At 64.8% G+C, this 19,192-nt stretch carries 16 protein-coding genes; 11 read left to right on the top strand and 5 right to left on the bottom strand.

What is annotated here, in order from left to right:
* The first annotated feature begins 179 nt into the window (after positions 1-179).
* Entirely contained in the window at positions 180-1,124 is a 945-nt protein-coding gene (locus AC3WLP_RS18470; RefSeq protein ID WP_014754004.1) for a LysR family transcriptional regulator, read from the top strand.
* A gap of 12 nt (positions 1,125-1,136) precedes the next feature.
* On the opposite strand, the gene AC3WLP_RS18465 is transcribed toward AC3WLP_RS18470, so the two are convergent.
* The 3 genes from AC3WLP_RS18465 to AC3WLP_RS18455 all read right to left on the bottom strand — a co-directional run bounded on the left by AC3WLP_RS18465 (position 1,137) and on the right by AC3WLP_RS18455 (position 5,223).
* A complete protein-coding gene (locus AC3WLP_RS18465; RefSeq protein WP_014754005.1) occupies positions 1,137-2,390 on the bottom strand; it encodes an MFS transporter in 1,254 nt (417 codons plus the stop codon).
* 104 nt (positions 2,391-2,494) lie between these two features.
* A complete protein-coding gene (locus tag AC3WLP_RS18460) occupies positions 2,495-3,661 on the bottom strand; it encodes an acyl-CoA dehydrogenase family protein (protein ID WP_003247251.1) in 1,167 nt (388 codons plus the stop codon).
* Between the two features lie 14 nt (positions 3,662-3,675).
* Positions 3,676-5,223: an AMP-binding protein gene (locus AC3WLP_RS18455; RefSeq protein ID WP_012053225.1), complete on the bottom strand. Its 1,548-nt coding sequence runs from the start codon at positions 5,221-5,223 to the stop codon at positions 3,676-3,678.
* Positions 5,224-5,467: 244 nt separating this feature from the next.
* Between AC3WLP_RS18455 and AC3WLP_RS18450 the strand changes: the two genes are divergently transcribed.
* The 4 genes from AC3WLP_RS18450 to AC3WLP_RS18435 all read left to right on the top strand — a co-directional run bounded on the left by AC3WLP_RS18450 (position 5,468) and on the right by AC3WLP_RS18435 (position 9,822).
* Positions 5,468-6,250 (top strand): aldolase, encoded by a 783-nt coding sequence (locus AC3WLP_RS18450; RefSeq protein ID WP_004577435.1) that lies wholly within the window; start codon positions 5,468-5,470, stop codon positions 6,248-6,250.
* A gap of 44 nt (positions 6,251-6,294) precedes the next feature.
* Positions 6,295-7,182 carry a dihydrodipicolinate synthase family protein gene (locus AC3WLP_RS18445; RefSeq protein WP_088513116.1) on the top strand — a complete coding sequence of 296 codons (888 nt, stop codon included), beginning with the start codon at positions 6,295-6,297 and terminating at the stop codon, positions 7,180-7,182.
* Between the two features lie 148 nt (positions 7,183-7,330).
* Positions 7,331-8,545, top strand: coding sequence for a benzoate/H(+) symporter BenE family transporter (locus AC3WLP_RS18440; protein ID WP_014754008.1), 1,215 nt, complete (start codon positions 7,331-7,333; stop codon positions 8,543-8,545).
* Positions 8,546-8,604: 59 nt separating this feature from the next.
* On the top strand, positions 8,605-9,822 hold the full coding sequence (locus tag AC3WLP_RS18435) for an MFS transporter (protein ID WP_014754009.1): 1,218 nt from the start codon (positions 8,605-8,607) through the stop codon (positions 9,820-9,822).
* Between the two features lie 35 nt (positions 9,823-9,857).
* On the opposite strand, the gene AC3WLP_RS18430 is transcribed toward AC3WLP_RS18435, so the two are convergent.
* Complete coding sequence (locus tag AC3WLP_RS18430) at positions 9,858-11,168, bottom strand: phospholipase effector Tle1 domain-containing protein (RefSeq protein ID WP_088513115.1); 1,311 nt, start codon at positions 11,166-11,168, stop codon at positions 9,858-9,860.
* Positions 11,169-11,395: 227 nt separating this feature from the next.
* Here AC3WLP_RS18430 and AC3WLP_RS18425 point away from each other — a divergent pair, with 227 nt between their 5' ends.
* From AC3WLP_RS18425 to AC3WLP_RS18400, 6 genes are read left to right on the top strand one after another with little or no spacing between them, the layout of a single operon-like run.
* Positions 11,396-12,355, top strand: a complete 960-nt coding sequence (locus AC3WLP_RS18425) for an AAA family ATPase (RefSeq protein WP_003247242.1) — start codon at positions 11,396-11,398, stop codon at positions 12,353-12,355.
* Between the two features lie 4 nt (positions 12,356-12,359).
* Entirely contained in the window at positions 12,360-13,304 is a 945-nt protein-coding gene (locus AC3WLP_RS18420) for a DUF58 domain-containing protein (protein ID WP_004577431.1), read from the top strand.
* Positions 13,301-13,795, top strand: a complete 495-nt coding sequence (locus AC3WLP_RS18415) for a DUF4381 domain-containing protein (protein ID WP_003247240.1) — start codon at positions 13,301-13,303, stop codon at positions 13,793-13,795. The genes AC3WLP_RS18420 and AC3WLP_RS18415 overlap by 4 nt, the downstream gene beginning before the upstream one ends.
* Positions 13,788-14,864: a vWA domain-containing protein gene (locus AC3WLP_RS18410; protein ID WP_012053232.1), complete on the top strand. Its 1,077-nt coding sequence runs from the start codon at positions 13,788-13,790 to the stop codon at positions 14,862-14,864. Before AC3WLP_RS18415 ends, AC3WLP_RS18410 begins: the two co-directional genes overlap by 8 nt.
* A complete protein-coding gene (locus tag AC3WLP_RS18405) occupies positions 14,861-16,579 on the top strand; it encodes a tetratricopeptide repeat protein (protein ID WP_003247238.1) in 1,719 nt (572 codons plus the stop codon). The genes AC3WLP_RS18410 and AC3WLP_RS18405 overlap by 4 nt, the downstream gene beginning before the upstream one ends.
* On the top strand, positions 16,576-18,207 hold the full coding sequence (locus AC3WLP_RS18400) for a BatD family protein (RefSeq protein WP_014754011.1): 1,632 nt from the start codon (positions 16,576-16,578) through the stop codon (positions 18,205-18,207). The genes AC3WLP_RS18405 and AC3WLP_RS18400 overlap by 4 nt, the downstream gene beginning before the upstream one ends.
* Before the next feature lie 72 nt (positions 18,208-18,279).
* Here the strand turns inward: AC3WLP_RS18400 and AC3WLP_RS18395 are convergent, their stop codons facing one another.
* Entirely contained in the window at positions 18,280-18,711 is a 432-nt protein-coding gene (locus tag AC3WLP_RS18395) for a DUF2628 domain-containing protein (protein ID WP_003247236.1), read from the bottom strand.
* Positions 18,712-19,192: the final 481 nt, after the last annotated feature.

The following is a 19,192-nucleotide window of genomic DNA, read 5'->3' as shown; positions in this document are numbered from 1 at the left end:
AATTGCGAGTTAATGCTTAAGTACGGCGCAAAGGCCTGCAGGCAAGGGCTTGGGTAATTATTCGAACGTTTCTGTTATCCTCGTTTTGCTGCTTACCGATACTAAGTAGGCCACCGGGGCTGAACAAATAGCGTCTCCCGATGGTTGCCATATCACTTCGGCATAGCCTGAGAACCACAATGACTTTGAAACAGCTGCGTTATTTGATCGCCATTGTCGAAGCCGGCAGTTTTTCCAATGCCGCACGCCAGGCGTTCATCGCCCAACCGGCCTTGAGCAGACAGATAGGCCTGCTGGAGAGCGAACTGGAAATGCAACTGCTGGCGCGCCAGCATGACGGTATCGAACTGACCGATGCCGGGCGGCAGTTGTACGAGGTGGCCCGATCGGTCGTGCAGCAACTCGATTCGGTGAAGGATGAGCTGAAGTCCAGCCGCGGCAACCCCAAGGGGCACGTGGCCATCTCGATTCCCGCCACGGCCTCGGCACTGTTGTTGCCGGCCATCATTACCCAGGCCCAGGCACGCTTCCCGGGGATCAAGCTCACCGTATGGGATGGCCTGAGCCGCGAAGGTGGCCAGGCGATCGAGCTGGGCAAGGTGGATTTCGGCGTAGTGCCCAACGCCGAAGAACTTGTCCATGTGGTCGCCGAGCCCGTGTTTTCCGAAGACCTGTACTGGGTCGGCCTGCCTGGGCACGGTCCTGACGAGTCGCCCATCACCTTGGCTGAAGCCGCAGCGAGCCGCCTGGTAATGCCACCCCGTAGCCTGCACTTGCGCAGGCGCATCGAGCAGGCTGCCATGGAGACCGGTGTGACCCTGGACTCCAGCTACGAACAGCAGTCCGCCCCCGGTATCACCAGCCTGGTCCGTGCTGGCCTGGCGGCCACCATCAGTAACTGGCCGCCGCTGCTGGATTTGGCCGCGCCTGCCAGCGCGCGGCTGATAGTGGAACCGCGCATCACCCGCACCATCGCCTTGGCCCACTCGCAGCACAAGCCGCTGTCGTTCGCCGCCGCCTGCATGCGCGATCTGGTGCGCGCACTGCTGGTGGATGCGGTGCGCAACGAGCGCTGGAAAGGAACCTTGATCGAGCGCGAGGCCCTGGCGGAGCAGAGCCTCTGAGCGCTGTGCACATCACGCTTGGGCTGGCGCAGCCGTGCCCACCTGCACCAGACGTTGCCGGGTTTTCTGCGGGTCCATCCAGGCCAGCCCGATCAGCCCGGCAATCACCAGCACCGCGCCGCACACCAGAAATCCCTGGCCAAACCCTGCCGTGTGCCCGGCCCCGGCGCCCTGCACCAGCAAACCGGTGACCACCGGTGCCGACAGCCCGGCCAACGAGGCGATACCGTTGCCGATCGCCAGAATGCCGCCGCGCTGCCCGCTGGGCGTGAACTCCGCCAGCATGGCAGGCCCCACGGAGTACATCACCAGCGCCAGCCCGCCGCTGAAGGTGAGGCTGACGATCCGCTCGACGTTGCTCAGACCGGGCAGAAACAACGCCGCTGACAGCAGCCCGCTGGCGATCAGGCACACTGAAACGAACGCACCGCGCGACCAGCGCGTGGCAACCCCGGCACGCATCATTCGCTGTGACAGCCAGGCCATGAACAGGCTCAGCGGCGTGGTAACCACCACGAACAGAACGAACACCTGGCCGGTCATGATCGGGTCGATCCCCAGCCCGGTTTCCAGGTAGCTCGGTACCCAGGTCAGGGTCAACGCCAGGGACCAGTTGGCGGCGAAGTGGCACAAGTAGTTGCCCAGTACCGTGCGGTCACCGAGCAGCCGACGATAGGGAACAGGGGCCTGCCCTTCTTCACGCTGGCCCGGGCGAATGCGGTCGAGGTTGCCCTCGCTGCCCAGCCACCACCACAGCACACACCACACCGCCCCGATCACCGCCAGCACGATGAAGTTCATGCGCCAGCCGTAGTGCACACTGATCCATGGGATCATGGCACCCGCTACCAACAGCCCCAGCGCACTGCCGGTATGCAACAGCGCCACGGGAAGGTTGCGACGGTCGTTGGGGAACCACTTGTACAAGGCATGTGTAGCCACCGGTGAGGCCGGTCCCTCGCCAATACCCAGCAGCACCCGGCAGGCGACGATCGCCCACAGCGAGCTGACGAACAACATGGGCAACTGGATAAGCGCCCAGAACGCGCCCATCCCCAGCAGCAGGGTGCGGGTTGGCCGGCGATTGGCCATGAAGCCGCCTATCACCGCCGAGATGGCGAAGAACCAGTGCAGTGCGCCCCCTACCAGGCCGAACTCGGCAGGGGACAAGCCCAGTTCCCTGGACATCGGCACCGCCACCAGGCCAATGACCACCTTGTCCAGGAAGTTCACCAGCATCAACAGCGCCAGCAGTACCGCAATCATCCAGGCCGTGCCTGCACGCGCGGGGGTGTCAGTATGAGTCATGATGATCTCTCGTTATTGTTCTTGTCTGGAGAGCCCGGCCGCCACGGGCCGGGCATACCGCGTCATTGCTCAGGCATGAGCACGCCCTTGGCGATGGTGTTGCGCTGGATCTCGCTGGTTCCCGTGAGAATGCGCATCATACGTGTCGCACGGAATATCCACTCCACCGGGTTGCCACGCAGCAGCCCGGCACCGCCGTGTATCTGCACGGCGCGATCGGCGATGCGGAAGGCCGTCTCCGAAACGAACAGCTTGCACATCGGGGCCTGGGTGCGGATATTGCCACCGGCGTCATTCACCGCTGCCGTGGCGTAGACCATGCTGCGTGCAGCATGCAGCTCGGTGGCCATGTCGGCGATCATGTGGTTGATCGACTGGAACATGGCGATAGGCTGGCCGAACTGCTTGCGCGTGCGGGCATAGTCGATCGAGAGGTTCAGTGCCAGGCCGGCCAGCCCCAGCAAGGTGGGGCAATGCAGCAGGCGGTTGAGGGTGATGCGCCCCATCGCCAACTTGAAGCCCTGCCCTTGCTCACCAATGCGGTTGGCCGCCGGCACCCGTACGTCCTCAAGAATGATGTCGCCATGCGCACCACCGCCGGACATGACCGAATAATCGCTTTCAACCCTTACCCCCGATGCGCTCAGGTCGACGAAGAACGCCGAAATCCCCTGGGCACCGCGCCCGGGATCCGTCACCGCAAGCAGCACGGCGATGTCGGCATAGGGCGCCCCTGAAATGTAGCGCTTGGCGCCATTGAGCACATAGTGTTCACCTTCCCGCCGTGCGGAGGTCTTGATCGCCGTTGCATCAGAGCCGGCTTCGCTTTCAGTCAGGGCGAAGCACACGGCCTTTTCGGCACGGCACACCGGCTGCAGGAACGCCTCGATCTGGGTCGGGCTCGCCACCTTGAACAGATGGCCGATACGGGGCGGTCCGGAAAGCTCACCGAGAATGTGCGGCGCCAGCATCGAGCCAGTGAGCACCGTGGCTTCCTTGACCGCACACAGGTCTGACACGCTCAACCCGGCGCCACCTATCGCCTCGGGCAGCATGATGTTGTAGAAGCCCTGCTCGCACGAGCGCTGCCATACCTGCTGCAGCACCGCCCGCGGGTGCGGCTCTGCCCAACTGAGACCGGCTTGCTGTTCCAGGGGCAGGATTTCGTTGCGAACGAAGCCACTGATGGCCTCGATGATCTGCTGGGCCTTTTCGCTTGGCTGATACATGGTCGTTCCTCGTGTCAGATACGGCGTTCGCTGTTTTGCCAGTAGGCGTCACGGATCAACCGGCGCACCACCTTGCCGTTGGGGTTTTTCGGCAGCTCGCTGACGAAGTCCACGGCACGTGGTTTCTTGAAACCGGCCAGGGCCTGGGCGCAATGTTCGATGACGTCCTGCTCCTGCAGCGCCATGCCCGGCTTGAGCACGATCACCGCCCGCACCGCTTCGCCCCACTGCTCGTCAGGCACCCCCACCACCGCCGCCTCGAACACCTGCGGCATGCTGTAGAGCACCTGCTCGACCTCGCTGGGGTAAATGTTGAAGCCACCGGAAATGATCATTTCTTTCTTGCGGTCGACGATGAACACATACCCCTGCTCATCCACCGTGGCCAGGTCGCCAGTCAGGTAGTAGCCGTCGCGCATCACCTCGGCGGTGAGGTGGGGGGCGCGCCAGTAGCCCTGCATGATGTCCGGGCCCTTGACTACGATTTCGCCCACCTCTCCCGGCTGGACGTCCTGGAAGTGGTCGTTCACCACGCGCAGGTCGGTTTCGAAGTAGCAACGTCCGCACGAGGCCAGGCGCCGGTAGTCGCCGCCCTCGCACAAATGGTCCTGTTCGGTCAGGACGGTTACCAGCGAGCAGGTCTCGCCAGCACCGTAACCCTGGGCCAGGATCGGCCCGAATACCTCGATGGCCCGTTTCACCAGCGCTGGTGCCATCGGCGCGGCACCGTACATGACCAGGCGCAAGCTGCTCAAGTCGTAGCGCTCGACATCAGGGAAGTTGACCAGGCGATTGATCATGGCAGGCACCAGGAACAAGCGGGTCACGCCTTCGCGCTGAATGGTCTCGAGCAACAGCTGGTCATCGTAGCGCTCCAGCAGCAGGTTGCAGGCACCGACCGCCAGCAGCGGCATCAGCTGCATGCCGCTGGCATGGGTGATAGGGCCGACGTGAGCCATGACGTCCCCCGGGGCGGCGCGACGGGTCGGGCTGGCGAGGCTCTTGCGGATTAGCGCCTTGCGGTTGCCCACGCTGAGCATCGCAGCCTTGAGCACACCAGAGCTGCCAGAGGTGTAATGCAAAACGGCAAGGGCGTCGTCAGGCAGGTCGCAGCTGATTGGCTGGCTACTGCCTTGTGCCAGCAGCGCGGCATAGGTGATGTCACCGCCCCGCTCACCCAAGGTCACGATCAAGCGTAATGAAGGTACCTCCTGCCTGCGGTCCAGCAACGCCTGGGCGAGTTGCGCATCGGCGATCAGCGCGACACTGCAGGCGTCGTTGAGCACCTGAATGACTTCATCCGGTGCCAGACGCGCATTGACCGGTACCTTGACCAGGCCGGCCTTGTAGAAAGCCACCTCTGCTTCCACCAGTTCGGCGCGGTTTGGCGCCAGGATGGCGACATGCTCGCCCGTGGCGATGCCCTGTGCCAGCAAGGCCGAGGCCAGCTGGTTGGCCCGCTGTTCGAGCTGAGCGAAGGTCAGCCGGGTGTGGCGGTCGATTACCGCCAGACGTTCAGGCCAGTATCTGGCACTTCGACTGGATAGGGTTCCAAGGTTCACGTTGTTGTTCTCGTCGACGGTTAAGACCCGCTCGATGCTAAACAGCGTGAAGCCGGGGCAAGTAATACCAGTTGCGTATGCACGCCATAACAGATTGCGCTGGCACTGATGTGTTGAGGCCCTGAGGCAAGGATGACACATCGCTTGCATATGACACCTTGTGTCATTATGATCAACGCCGTGTCCTGGCGTCGCCTCCGCGCCGATCAGCCATCCCTAGTCTCCACCCCTGCAGGTACCGCCCATGACGACCACCATGCACACCCCCAAGGACCAGCTTGTCAAACTCGCCCAGCAACAGATGCTGACGGCGCTGACCGACAACACCTACACCGTACGACAAAAGCTCGCCCTCACCTGTCGCATCCTGTTCGACGGCGGCCACGACTCTGGCCTGGCCGGGCAGATCACTGCGCGTGCGCAGGAACCTGGCACCTACTACACCCAACAACTGGGGCTTGGCTTCGACGAAATCGCTGCCTCCAACCTGCTGGTGGTGGACGAAGACCTGACGGTGCTGCAAGGCCGTGGCATGGCCAACCCGGCCAACCGCTTCCACAGCTGGCTGTACCGCGCCCGCCCCGACGTCAACTGCATCATCCACACCCACCCGCTGCACAGCGCCGCCTTGTCGATGCTGGAAGTTCCGCTGGCCATCTCGCACATGGACCTGTGCCCACTGTTCGACGACTGTGCATTCCTCAAGGAATGGCCCGGTGTGCCGGTGGGCAACGAAGAAGGCGAAATCATCGCGAACGCGATTGGCGACAAGCGCGCAATCCTGCTTTCCCATCATGGCCTGCTGATCGCTGGGCGTTCGATCGAGGAAGCCTGCGTGCTCGCCCTGCTGTTCGAGCGGGCAGCAAAGATGCAACTGCTGGCCATGGGCGCCGGTGACATCCGCCCCATCCCCGAAGCACTGGGCAAAGAGGCCCACGACTGGATTTCCACCCCCAAACGTCACGGTGCTGCCTTCAGCTACTACGCGCGCCGTGCCTTGCGTGCCCATGGCGACTGCCTGGGCTGATCGAAGCTGTACTCTTCCCTCAACAACGGCAAAGGTGCCTGGTCATGTCTACACCTGTAATTCGCGGCGTTATCGGCTACACCATCACTCCCTTCACGGCAGACGGCACACTCGACCTGGATGCCTTGGGCACGTCCATCGATAGCCTGATTGCAGACGGCGTGCACGCCATCGCGCCGCTGGGCAGCACCGGCGAAGGGGCTTACCTGTCCGACAGCGAATGGGAAACCGTGGTGCGCTTCAGCCAGGTACGCATTGCCGGGCGCGTACCCAGCGTGGTCAGCGTCTCCGACCTGACCACCGCCCGCACCGTGCAGCGTGCCCGCCTAGCACAGGCCTGCGGTGCTACGGCGGTGATGGTGCTGCCCATCTCTTACTGGAAGCTCACCGAAGCCGAAGTGATCGCCCACTACAAGGCGGTCGGCGCCGCCATCGACATTCCGATCATGCTCTACAACAACCCGGGCACCAGCGGCACCGACCTGTCGGTGGAGCTGATCCTGCGTATCCTCGGCGAAGTGCCCACTGTGACCATGGTCAAGGAAAGCACCGGTGACATCCAGCGCATGCACCGCCTGTTCACGGCTACAGATGGTCAGGTGGCGTTCTACAACGGTTGCAACCCGCTGACCCTGGAAGCCTTGGTGGCCGGCGCCACGGGCTGGTGTACCGCCGCGCCCAACCTGATCCCTGCACTCAACCTGGCACTGTGGGACGCCGTACAACAAGGCGATCTGGCCGAAGCCCGTGCGTTGTTCTACCGCCAGTACGAGCTGCTGGAGTACATCACCCGCCGTGGCCTGCCGACCACCATCAAGGCCGGCCTGAAAATGCTCGGCCAGGAGGTCGGCGCCCCACGCCTGCCCCTGCAGCCGCTGGATGCGCAAGGCAGCAACCACCTGAAAAACCTGCTGGTGGCGCTGACCAACTGATGCACAAACCTGCCCGGCAACCTGTCGCTGTCGGGCAGCCTTTTTTTCAGGAACAGCCTTGGGCTGCGAAAGGGCCAATGACGCTGCAGTCGGATTACCCCTTCGCCGCACAAAACCGCTCCTCATCTGACCATTACCAGAGGCAACCATGGACGCGCCTGCTCAAAGCTCTGCAACGCCGCTCAGGCTGACAGACATCCTTCACCCGGTGATTGCCGGACTCGTTTCGGTGATCGTCAACTACGGCGGCACGTTCATCCTGGTGTTCCAGGCGGCCAAAGTGGCCGGGCTGAGCCCGGAGCTGACGTCATCGTGGGTCTGGGCGGTGTCGATCGGCGTCGGCCTCAGCGGCCTGGCATTGTCCTGGTACAGCCGCGAGCCGGTCATCACAGCCTGGTCCACGCCAGCCGCCGCGTTCCTGGTCACCGCCCTGGCCAGCGTGCCCTACAGCGAGGCCATAGGTGCCTACCTGCTGTCGGCCGCCGGCTTCGTGGTGCTGGGGCTGAGCGGGTGCTTCGAGCGCCTGGTGCGCGTCGTGCCCGGCGGCATTGCCGCCGGCCTGCTGGCCGGCATCCTTCTGCAGTTTGGCATGGGTGCCTTTGCCAGCCTGTCGGTCGACCCCACCCTCGCCGGGCTGCTGATTGCAGCCTATGTGGCCTTCAAACGCTTCACCGCCCGTTACGCCGTGGTCGCCATATTGCTGCTGGGCCTGGGCTACCTGTTGCTGCAGGGGCAAGTGGGCCTGACGACGTTGCGGCTGGAATTCGCCTCACCGGTTTTCACCGCGCCCACCTTCTCCCTCAACGCGGCCCTCAGCGTGGCCCTGCCCTTGTTCCTGATCACCCTCACCGGCCAGTACATGCCCGGCATGCTGGTGCTGCGCAACGATGGTTTCAAGACCAGCGCCAACCCGATTGTCGCCGTCACCGGCATCGGCTCGTTGCTGATGGCGCCCTTCGGTTCACACGCGTTCAACATCGCTGCCATCACCGCGGCCATCTGCACCGGCAAGGAAGCCCATGAAAACCCGGACAAGCGCTGGGTGGCGGGCATCGCTGCCGGTGTCTGCTACATCCTCGTCGGGGTGTTCGGGGTCACGCTGGCGAGTGTCTTCATGGCCCTGCCGGGCACCTTTATCACCACCCTGGCGGGCCTTGCCCTGCTGGGCACCATCGGTGCCAGCCTGGCCAGCGCCCTGGCCGATGCCCGTTCACGCGAATCAGCACTGATCACCTTCCTGGCGGCGGCGGCCAACATCAGCCTGTTGGGCATTGGCGGGGCTTTCTGGGGCCTGGTCATTGGTCTGCTGGCCCATGTTGTGCTGAACGGTCGCTTGCCCGGTTTGCGCGGCGCCTCCCGCTAAACGAGCTTTCCACCACCTTGCCGTGCGCCAGGGGCGCACGCTGTTCAACAGGTATCGACATGCCCCACGCTGGCCCCAAGCTGCTGATCCAAATTGCTGCCGTGCACTTCGTCAGCCACGTGCACATCATGCTGATCCCGGCGCTACTGCCCGTATTGCCCGGCCTGCTGGGCGTGGGCTTCGTAGAGCTGGGCGTAGCCCTGGCGGTGTTCAACATCGTCTCCGCGCTGGTACAGGCCCCGCTGGGTTACGCCGTCGATCACTATGGCGCACGTAAAGTGCTCAAGGCTGGGCTGTTGCTGGGCAGCCTCAGTTTCGTGCTACTGGCGGCCAGCCCCGGGTATGCGGTATTGCTGGTGGCGATGGCCATGGCTGGCCTGGCCAATGGTGTGTACCACCCGGCCGACTATGCGCTGCTGGCCAACGGCATCGAGCCCGCACGCCTGGGGCGGTCGTTCTCTATTCATACCTTTGCCGGTTTCCTCGGTTCAGCCGTTACCCCAGCCGTATTTCTCGGCATCGCCGCGGCGCTCGGCACGCGGGCAGCCCTGGCGGCGGGCGCGGTATTCGGGGTAGCCGCGCTACTGCTGATATCGATACCAGGCAGTGGCGTTTACCGGGTCGCCAGGCCTGCCAACAAACAAGACACAGGCCCGGCCGCAGCAACAGGCCGCGTACGTTTGTTCACCCCCATGATCGGCGTGCTGACGGTGCTGTTCATCCTGCTCAACCTGAGCACCAGTGCCATCGAGAAGTTCTCCGTAGCCGCCCTGGTCCAGGGCCAAGGCCTGACACTGGCCTGGGCCAACGCCGCGCTCACCGCTTTCCTGCTGAGCAGCGCAGCCGGCGTGCTGTACGGAGGCGCTTTGGCCGACCGTACCCGGCGCCATGGCCTGGTGGCGGCGCTGGCCTTCGCGCTGGCGGCTGCGCTGACCGCTCTGGTGGCACTGGGGCTGCTGCAGGGCTGGGCATTGGTGGTCGTACTGGGCGCCATTGGCTTGCTCACGGGGGTCATCGCCCCATCACGGGACATGCTGGTCAAGGCGGCGGCGCCACCCGGGGCCGAGGGCAAAACCTTCGGCCTGGTGTCGACCGGGTTCAACATCGGTGGCGCCATCGGGCCGGTAGCGTTCGGCTGGATGCTCGATCAGCGCCTGCCCAACGGGATCTTCATCGCATCGGTGGTGTTCATGTTGCTGACGGTGCTGCTGACCCTGGCACAGGAGACGTATTCAGCCAGAAGGCGCGCGACTGAACAGCTGGCGCGCGCCCTGTAGGCCCGATGCAGCATTGCCAGGCCAGGGACAGTCATTCATTGCGTCGGGTTGGCATGCGCCACTCGACCGCCTACCCCCGGCCGATTGACGAACAGCACATCCAGCACACTGTTGCGCAAACCCTTCAGTGCATTCCAGTTCGCTGACGCATGCATGTATCTGTCGCGCAACAGCCGCTGTTCTTCCTCGCTCAACCCCACCTGGCCAGTTTCCCCCAAGGCAAAGGCATGCAGTTTTCGGCTGATGCCCGACAACTCATCCGGCAGCCGATGCTCAGCCTGCGCCCCCAACGGCGCAAACGGCACACCCGCGCGCACCGCCAACGCCCGCATCACGCTCAAGTACACCCGGGACAAGTGCCCCGCCACTTGCCGCTCCCGGTACACCGCCGCATAGACCTGCTTTTGCGCCTCGTCCCGATGCCCACCGGCAATCGGCTCCTCCCAGGTCATCACGCGCGGCCTGGGTTCGCCCATATCGGCAAACGCCGAAGCCAGCAAGGCGCTCACCTTGGCATGGACGCGGCACTGCTCGACACGCATGCCTGCGGGCACACGCTGGGACTGAGGTTTACACAGCAGCACCTGCTCCAGGGTGGTTTCCGGGTAACCACCTCCAATGTTCGAGTGCACACCCGGCAGCACGATATCGTGGCCACTGCGTACCAGCGGGAAGTTATGCCGCCGCTCGTCCTCGGCCACCAGTTGCACCACGTGCCGGGCAATACCCGCACCCAGGCCCAGGCGCAGGCCACCGTGGCGGCCGTCTGCAGGGTCGAAGTCACCCTGTAAGGGCGCGATGATCGCCGCCACGGTGTCGAACAGGCCGATAAAGTTGATCGAGGTTTCGCACGCCACCGATAACAGCCCGCCCGCGTCCTCGTGCAGCAGGTTGGCCAGATGCCGCACCGCCGCCGCACCCCGGCTGAAACCGAAAAGATCGAACTCGACCCCTTCCAGCGTTGCCTGCGGATGCGCCCGGCGCCACGCCTGCAGTTGCTCGGCCATCGCCTGCAACGCCTCGGCAACCCGCGCCTCGGCCCCCGTGCGCCCATGCCCGGTGGCCGAGGCGTAGACATGGTCGGCTTCACCCGCCAGCGTGCCCACGCCTTCCACATAGTGCTTCAAGAACGCCTGCGGCCCGTCGGTATTGGCCGCATCAGCCGGATACAACGCATGCAACAGGGCCACATTGCTCAAGGCGTTGCCATAGCTGCCGCCCTTGTCGCCCTGATCACCCATCGTCATGGCATTGTGCTGGTTATTACCGGTGCCATCGAAGAAAACGCCAAACCGCAAGGTGATCGGCGTAAGGTTTGGCGTGCTGGCGCTGGTCATTTTCATCATCGTGCCTCCTGCTTGTCCGAAAAGCACAAGCAGGCGCCAGCACGCCGTCACGGAACATCAGGCAATGGCCAGCCATACGTGGGACATTTCTTTGCCCGCATGCCCGGCTGCAACGATAAATTTACCCGCCGCCATTGGTGGTCGCCCCCCCGGATAGATTAAAGTATCCCCCCTTGCCAAGGCTGCTGCCTCACGCCGCCTCAGGCCCCTACCAGGAACCGTCGCCGATGGAACACCGTGAAGCGCTGATCGCGCTGCGCACTTTTCTTTCTACCCAGATCCTAGGCCAGGAGAAACTGGTCGAACGGCTGTTGATCGTGCTGCTGGCCGACGGCCACATGCTGGTCGAAGGGGCACCGGGCCTGGCCAAGACCAAAGCCATCAAAGAACTCGCAGAAGGCATCGAAGCGCAGTTCCATCGCATCCAGTTCACCCCCGACCTGCTCCCGGCCGACATCACCGGCACGGAGATTTACCGCCCGGAAACCGGCAGCTTCGTGTTCCAGCAGGGGCCTATCTTCCATAACCTGGTGCTGGCCGACGAAATCAACCGCGCACCGGCCAAGGTGCAGTCGGCGCTGCTCGAAGCCATGGCCGAGCGCCAGGTCAGCGTGGGCCGCAGCACCTATGACCTGTCGCCGCTGTTTCTGGTCATGGCCACACAGAACCCGATCGAGCAGGAAGGCACCTACCCGCTGCCCGAAGCCCAGCTCGACCGCTTCTTGATGCATGTAAAAATCGGCTTCCCCGACGCCGCCGTAGAGCGGCGTATCCTGGCGCAGGCCCGGGGTGAAGCCCTGGGCGGCGAGACCAAGCCTGAGCGCCGGGTCAGCCAGCAGGCCATCTTCGCTGCGCGCAAGGAAATCCTTGGCCTGTACATGGCCGACGCAGTGGAGGAATACCTGGTGCAGCTGGTCATGGCCACCCGCACCCCGGCCAAGTTCGACACCGAGCTGGCCGACTGGATCGCCTACGGCGCCAGCCCGCGTGGCTCCATCTCGCTGGACCGCTGCGCGCGTGCCCACGCCTGGCTGGCCGGGCGCGACTTCGTCAGCCCCGAAGACATCCAGGCCGTGCTGTTCGACGTCCTGCGCCACCGCATCATCCTCTCGTTCGAGGCCGAGGCGGCAGGGATCGACCAGGACCGCGTGGTCCAGCGCATCCTCGACGTCGTCGCCGTTGCCTGACCCCATGCCCACTGCGCAGCTGGCCGAACACGGCATCCGCATTGGCCTTGCCGAGCTGATCGACATGCGCCACCGCGTGCGCGAAATCCAGCTGTTTTCCAAGCCCGGCCAGCGCAGCCCGCTGGTCGGCCTGCACCATTCCAGGCTGCGCGGGCGCGGCGTGGACTTCGACCAGGTGCGCGTTTACCAGGCCGGCGACGATGTGCGCAACATCGACTGGCGTGTCACTGCGCGTACCCAGGAGCCGCACACCAAGCTGTTCCACGAAGAACGCGAACGGCCGATCTTCATCCTCGTCGAACAAAGCCAACGGCTTTTCTTCGGCTCAGGGCTGATGTTCAAGTCCGTGCTGGCGGCCCAGGCGGCGGCGCTGTTCGGCTGGGCAGCGCTGGGCCACAACGACCGCATCGGCGGCTTGGTGTTCGGCGACAACGAACACCACGAGATCAAGCCCCGACGCAGCAAACAGAGCCTGCTGCAACTGCTCAACCGCTTGGCAAAGGTCAACCAGTCACTGCACACCGAAGCCATACCCGGGGCCGACAGCCTCGGCCTGGCCCTGCGCCGCGCCCGCGAAGTGCTGCGCCCCGGCAGCCTGGCCATCGTGATCTGCGATGAGCGCTCGCTCAGCGCCCAGGTAGAACAGCACCTGGCCATGCTCTCACGGCATTGCGACCTGCTGTTGCTGCCGGTATCCGACCCACTCGACCACGCGTTGCCCGCCGCCGGCCTGCTGCGCTTCGCCCAGCGCAGCGCCCAGCTGGAGCTCGACACCCTCGACGCCAACCTGCGCCAGGCCTACCGCCAGCAGGCCGAGGCCCGCATCGAGCGCTGGGAGCTGATGGCGCAAAAGCTGAGGGTGGTCCTGATGCCACTGAGCACGCAAAGCGAAATGATCGAGCAACTGCGCGAGTACCTGAACGCCCAGCGGCCCCGGAGCGCGTCATGAACCCGCTCGACCAGTTGCACCCACTGATTGCCCCGGCACCGGTCAGCCTGTGGCCACCCGCACCAGGCTGGTGGCTGCTGCTGGCCGTCCTGCCACTCCTGGGCTGGGGCCTGTGGCGGCTGCGCCGCTGGCGCCCGGGCAAACGCCGCATCGTGCGCGCCGAACAACCCCTGGACCCGGTACGCCTGGAGGCCTTGGCCGAGCTGGCCCGCCTGCCACGCCCGTATGACGGCGCCCCGGCCGGCGCCTGGCTGCAACAGATCAACGCCCTGCTCAAACGCCTGTGCCGCAACCACTACCCAGGCGCCAACAGCCACACCCTCAACGGCCGCCAGTGGCTGGCCTTTCTGGATAACCGCTGCCCGGCCGCCGGCCTGACCCGCTGGATGGTACTGGTAGAAGGCGCCTATAAACCCGAGTGCAAGCTCGATGACAAGGCCATCGCCGGGCTCAGCCAAGCCGTCGAAACCTGGATCCGCAAGCATGTTTGAACTGGCCTGGCCGTGGGTCTTTGCCCTGTTGCCGTTGCCATGGCTGGCGCGCCTGCTGCTGCCCGCCGCCGACAGCGGTGAACCGGTGCTCAAGGTGGGCTTCCTCAGCGAGCTGGAAGGCCTGGCCGGGCGCCGCGCACGGCTCAACCTGCCCACCTGGCGCCAGCAGGCACCGTTCGTCGTCATCTGGCTGTTGCTGCTGTGCGCCGCCGCTCGCCCGCAATGGCTGGGCGAACCGGTGCCGATCGCCGCCAGCGGCCGCGACCTGCTGGTGGCGGTGGACGTGTCCGGGTCGATGGACTTCCCCGACATGCAGTGGAAGAACGAGGACATCAGCCGCCTCGACCTGGTCAAGGCGCTGATGGGCGACTTCCTGCAAGACCGTGAAGGCGACCGTGTGGGCCTGATCCTGTTCGGCAGCCAGGCCTACCTGCAGGCGCCGCTCACCTTTGACCGGCGCACCGTGCGCACCTTCCTCATCGAGGCGCAGATCGGCATCGCCGGCAAGAACACCGCCATCGGCGACGCCATTGGCCTGGCGGTCAAACGGCTGCGCGAACGCCCGGCACAAAGCCGGGTGCTGGTGCTGATCACGGACGGTGCCAACAACGGCGGGCAGATTCACCCGCTGACAGCCGCCCGCCTGGCGGCCCAGGAAGGCGTGCGCATCTACACCATCGGTATCGGCGCCAACCCCGAAGCCAGTGGCACACCAGGCCTGCTCGGCCTCAACCCGAGCCTGGACCTGGACGAAGCCGCGCTCAAGGAAATTGCCGACATCACCCACGGCGCCTACTTCCGCGCCCATGACGGCGCCGAACTGGACGCTATCGGCGATACCCTCGACCAACTGGAGCCCGTGGCCCAGCAACCGACCCAGGCACGCACAGCCCAGGCCCTGTACGCCTGGCCCCTGGCGCTGGCGCTGCTGCTCAGCGTGCTGCTGGTGGTAGCCGTGCAGTGGCCTGACAACCTGTTGCAGCGCCTGCTGCGCAAGCCGCGCTTCCTGCAGCCGCACCCGGAATGGCGCCAGCGCTTGAAGCGCCTGCGTTTAAGGAGGCGGCGATGATCGACTTGTGGCCCCAATGGCTGCGCCCGCTCTGGCTGCTGGCGGTTCCCGTGCTCGGCTGGCTGCTGTACAAGCTGTGGCACCGGCGCAAGCGTGCCGGGCGCTGGCAGATGATTCTGCCGCCCGCCTTCCATGGTGTACTGCTGGGTGGCGGCAGCGGCAGCACCAGCAAACTGCCGTGGGTGGCGCTGGGCCTCGCCTGGTTACTGGTGATCCTGGCGCTGCTCGGGCCCAGCTGGCAGCGGCTGGAAGAAAGCCGTCAGCGCCCGGCCGACCCCCTGGTGATCCTGCTCGAACTGACCCCGCAAATGCTCGCCGAGGACAGCCCGCCCAACCGCCTGGAACAGGCCCGGCGCAAGATCCTCGACCTGCTTGAACACCGCCGCGACAGCCAGACGGCGCTGGTGGTGTATGCCGGCTCCGCGCACACCCTGGTGCCGCTGTCTGACGACCTGGCCACCACCCGCAACTTGCTCGAGGCCATCGACCCGTCGATCATGCCAAAACCCGGCCAGCGTGCCGACCTGGCCGTGCAAAAAGGCCTGGCGCTGCTGGCCCAGAGCGGCCTCGGCCAAGGCCGCCTGCTGCTGGTAGGCTCGGCACTCAGCGCCGCCGAGCGCCAGGGCATCACCCAGGCCCTCGGCCGCCAGGGCCCAAGCCTGCTGATGCTGGGCATCGGCAGCCGCGAAGGCGCCCCGGTGCGCCAGGCCAATGGCGAATACCTTAAAGACGACCAGGGCGGCATCCTCTTGCCTCGCCTGGACAGTGCCAGCCTGAAGGGTTTTATCAGCGGCACGGGCGGGCGCTACCGGCACGCCCGCATTGACGACCTCGACCTGCGTGGCCTGGGCCTGTTCGACAACCCGCGGAGCGGGCGCAATGACGGCCAGACCCTGCAACTGGACAGCTGGGCCGACCAAGGTTACTGGCTGCTGATTCCGTTGTTGCTGCTGGCCGCCTGCGCTGGCCGGCGCGGCTGGCTGTTCTGCCTGCCGCTGCTGCTGGCCTTGCCGCAGCCTAGCCAGGCTTTCGAGTTCAACGACCTGTGGCTGCGCCCCGACCAGCAAGGCCAGAAGCTGCTGGAGCAAAACCGCCCGGCCAGCGCTGCGCGTCACTTCCAGAACCCGCAATGGCGCGGCATGGCCCTGTACCAGGCCGGCGACTATGCCGGGGCCGCCGAGGCATTTTCCCAAGGCGACACTGCAGCAGCCCACTACAATCGAGGCAATGCCCTGGCCCATAGTGGCGAGCTGGACGCCGCCCTGGATGCCTACGAGCAAGCCCTGGAGCGCCAGCCCGACCTGCAGGCCGCGCTGGACAACCAGGCGCTGGTGCAGCAACTGCTGCAGCAACGTGAAGCCAAGGCCGAGGAACAACCGCCCGGCAGCGATGCCCAAGACACGCCCGGCAGCGAAACCGAAGGCAACAGCAGCTCGGCCAGCAGCCCGGCCCAAGGCACACCCGGCGACGACCAACAGGCCAGCCCCGAACAACCCGGCGAAAGCAGCAGCAACAGCCAGGCCGCACCCGGCAACCAGGCCGGGGGCGACGACAGTGTCATCCAGCCGCCACAGCGCCCGGTGTCGACCAGCCTCGACGGCGAACAGCGCCAAGCCCTGGAGCAATGGCTGCGGGAAATCCCCGACAACCCGGCAGAGCTGCTGCGACGCAAATTCTGGTATGAACAGCAATTGCATCAGGAAAAATCACGATGAGTCGCTTCGGCGTCTTTCTCCTCACCCTGCTCTGGGCCGTGCTGGCCCAGGCCGAGCCGCTGCTGCAGGCCAGCGTCGACCGCACCCGCCTGGAAGCGGGCGAAAGCCTGGAACTGACCCTGGAAAGCCAGGACGTCACCCAGTTCGGCAAGCCCGACCTGCGCGCCCTGGAAGGTGACTTCGAAGTCCGCGGTACGCGCCAGTTGAATAGCCTGCACACCCTGGACGGCGAAACCCGCGCCAGCACCCGCTGGATCATCACCCTGCTGCCACGGCGCAGCGGTAGCCTGCGCATCCCCGAGCTGCGGCTGGGCCAGTCACACAGCCAGGCCATCGAATTGCAAGTGCTGCAGGCCGATGCCAGCCGCCAGGACAACGCTCAGGTCTTCATCGAAGCGACCCTCGACAGCCATGACGTCTATGTCCAGGCCCAAGCCGTGCTGACCCTACGCATCTACCACTCGGTAGCGCTGTACGACGACAGCAGCCTCAGCCCACTGCAACTGGAGAACGCCAAGGTCGAGCCGCTGGGCGAGTCGCGCACGTATGAAAAGGAAATCAATGGTGTGCGTCATGGCGTGATCGAAACCCGCTATGCGGTGTATGCCCAGCAAAGCGGCACCCTCGACATCCCGCCACTGACGTTCACCGCCACGGCAGCCGCCAGCAGCGACGAAGCAGCACAGGCCAATGGCACGGCCCGCGCCGGCCACCAGGTGCAAGTCAGCTCGCTGCCCTTGCGCCTCACGGTACGGCCGATTCCGGCAGCCTGGCCGGCTGGCTTGCCGTGGTTGCCCGCCAGCAGCCTGACCCTGGAAGAGCACTGGAGCCCCGACCCCAGCAGCCAGCAGGTACAGATTGGCGACTCGCTGACGCGCAACATCACCTTGCGTGCCGAAGGCTTGTCCAGCACCCAACTGCCGCCGCTGCCGGCCACAGAAATCATCGGCCTGCGCCGCTACCCTGACCAGCCGATGCTGCGCAACGAAATCAGCGAACGGGGCATGACCGCCAACCGCGAAGAGCGCGAGGCCCTGGTGCCGACTCACAGCGGCACGCTGGCCTTGCCGGCGCTGGAAGTGGCCTGGTGGAACACCCGCGAAGACCACCTGGAGCACAGCAGCCTGCCGGCGCGCACGCTGAACGTGCTGGACAACCCGGCACTGAGCGCCGACACCCCGGTGGGCGACAACAGCAGCGCCAGCACCCTGCTGTGGCCCTGGCAGCTGTCCACACTGGTGTTCGCCCTGACCACTGTGCTTGGCTTTGCCCTGTGGTGGCGCGCCCGTTCGCGGCCAGCGGTGCTGCGCACGGCACAGAACGGGCCAAGCCCACGCACCTTGCTGGACGACATCAAGCGCGCATGCCAGGCCAACGACCCCCAGGCTACGCGCCAGGCACTGGATGCCTGGGCCCGGCAGCAACCCGAAACCCTGGCCGAGATGGCGGCGCGCTTCGTGCCGTTGTCGGATGCGCTGGATGGTTTGAACGGGGCGTTGTACAGCGAGAGCGGGCAGTATTGGCAGGGGGAGGATTTGTGGCGGGCGATTGGTACCATTCCGCCAGCTGAGCAGGTGTTGCTGCCGGCGGGCGAGAACGGCAGCTTGCCGCCGCTCTATCCCAAGTGATGCGCAGTGGCTGCTTGCGAATTTTCAGCTCATGGCCGCCCCTGACAATACTTGCCGAACGTACCAGCCGAGTCAGATGAACCGCTGCCCCTCGAACGGGTTCCAGCTCTGCTGCCCTTTGGCCTGCTTCAGGTAATAGGCCCGGTTGGTCAGGAAGCTGTACAGAAACGCAAATCCCATGCTGATACCGTTATCCAGAGGACGCGGGATTTCGCTGCCCGTCGCCACCTCATAGACGCTCAGCAGCAGCCCGATGCCGATGATGATGGCCAGCATGACCAGGTTCTTCTTCCACAGCCCCAGCACGAACCAATAGATCGGGCCGAAGAAAAAGGCTATGAAATTGTTGTTGATCAGCAACTTCTTCCCGAATGGCAAGGCGCGGAATGCGGCTTTGTATGACTCGGAGGTGGGGGCGCCGTACTGATCGAAGAAGGCGAAACGCTCCCGCCATTTTGGCTTGAGGTTATCCGGGGAAGATTGGGTCTGAGGGATGCCTTCCATTGGTGACTCCTGTGATTGTCGTCCGTGGGTTTCGAATAGCCGTGATCATGGCCGTTTCGGAGGGTAGATCAGCCTACTTTTGAGGGCAAGCTTGATCCCTGGTACAAAGCGAGAGCCAGCTCACAGAACGTTCAAGGCGGAAGTGGCCGAGCGTGTGCTCGCTGCTTTGCCGCGACACGTCTTGTGGGGCAAACCGAGATGCGCGACACCCTGCTATCAATGTCAGCTTTTCATGGAACCAACGTGGCAACCCGCGTCAACGCCTGGAGTCGCAGGACGCTACCGCGATAAGCCAATGCCATCCATGAACAAGGGGTTTGATGCGCGGGCTTGCCTGCAGGACAACCAGCACCGTACGCCGATGAGATCAAGCGCTGAACTTTCGGGCCGCACAGCGGCCCCGTGCTTGGGTTACCATACCGCCCTTGCGCAACACCCATCACCCAAGCCAAGCCCTCGCTTGCTCGACTCGACACCAACA

This window comes from Pseudomonas sp. FW305-E2 (assembly GCF_058782925.1).
Note: the sequence above shows the minus strand (reverse complement) of the source record. Positions and strands in the feature narration are given on the sequence as shown.

Excerpts from the sequence above, each read along its gene's own strand:
- AC3WLP_RS18430 (WP_088513115.1), bottom strand. The coding sequence starts at position 11,168 with ATGATGAAAATGACCAGCGCCAGCACGCCAAACCTTACGCCGATCACC.
- AC3WLP_RS18465 (WP_014754005.1), bottom strand. The coding sequence starts at position 2,390 with ATGATTGCGGTACTGCTGGCGCTGTTGATGCTGGTGAACTTCCTGGAC.
- AC3WLP_RS18425 (WP_003247242.1), top strand. The coding sequence starts at position 11,396 with ATGGAACACCGTGAAGCGCTGATCGCGCTGCGCACTTTTCTTTCTACC.
- AC3WLP_RS18470 (WP_014754004.1), top strand. The coding sequence starts at position 180 with ATGACTTTGAAACAGCTGCGTTATTTGATCGCCATTGTCGAAGCCGGC.
- AC3WLP_RS18440 (WP_014754008.1), top strand. The coding sequence starts at position 7,331 with ATGGACGCGCCTGCTCAAAGCTCTGCAACGCCGCTCAGGCTGACAGAC.
- AC3WLP_RS18420 (WP_004577431.1), top strand. The coding sequence starts at position 12,360 with ATGCCCACTGCGCAGCTGGCCGAACACGGCATCCGCATTGGCCTTGCC.
- AC3WLP_RS18405 (WP_003247238.1), top strand. The coding sequence starts at position 14,861 with ATGATCGACTTGTGGCCCCAATGGCTGCGCCCGCTCTGGCTGCTGGCG.
- AC3WLP_RS18460 (WP_003247251.1), bottom strand. The coding sequence starts at position 3,661 with ATGTATCAGCCAAGCGAAAAGGCCCAGCAGATCATCGAGGCCATCAGT.
- AC3WLP_RS18435 (WP_014754009.1), top strand. The coding sequence starts at position 8,605 with ATGCCCCACGCTGGCCCCAAGCTGCTGATCCAAATTGCTGCCGTGCAC.
- AC3WLP_RS18415 (WP_003247240.1), top strand. The coding sequence starts at position 13,301 with ATGAACCCGCTCGACCAGTTGCACCCACTGATTGCCCCGGCACCGGTC.
- AC3WLP_RS18445 (WP_088513116.1), top strand. The coding sequence starts at position 6,295 with ATGTCTACACCTGTAATTCGCGGCGTTATCGGCTACACCATCACTCCC.
- AC3WLP_RS18410 (WP_012053232.1), top strand. The coding sequence starts at position 13,788 with ATGTTTGAACTGGCCTGGCCGTGGGTCTTTGCCCTGTTGCCGTTGCCA.
- AC3WLP_RS18395 (WP_003247236.1), bottom strand. The coding sequence starts at position 18,711 with ATGGAAGGCATCCCTCAGACCCAATCTTCCCCGGATAACCTCAAGCCA.
- AC3WLP_RS18400 (WP_014754011.1), top strand. The coding sequence starts at position 16,576 with ATGAGTCGCTTCGGCGTCTTTCTCCTCACCCTGCTCTGGGCCGTGCTG.
- AC3WLP_RS18450 (WP_004577435.1), top strand. The coding sequence starts at position 5,468 with ATGACGACCACCATGCACACCCCCAAGGACCAGCTTGTCAAACTCGCC.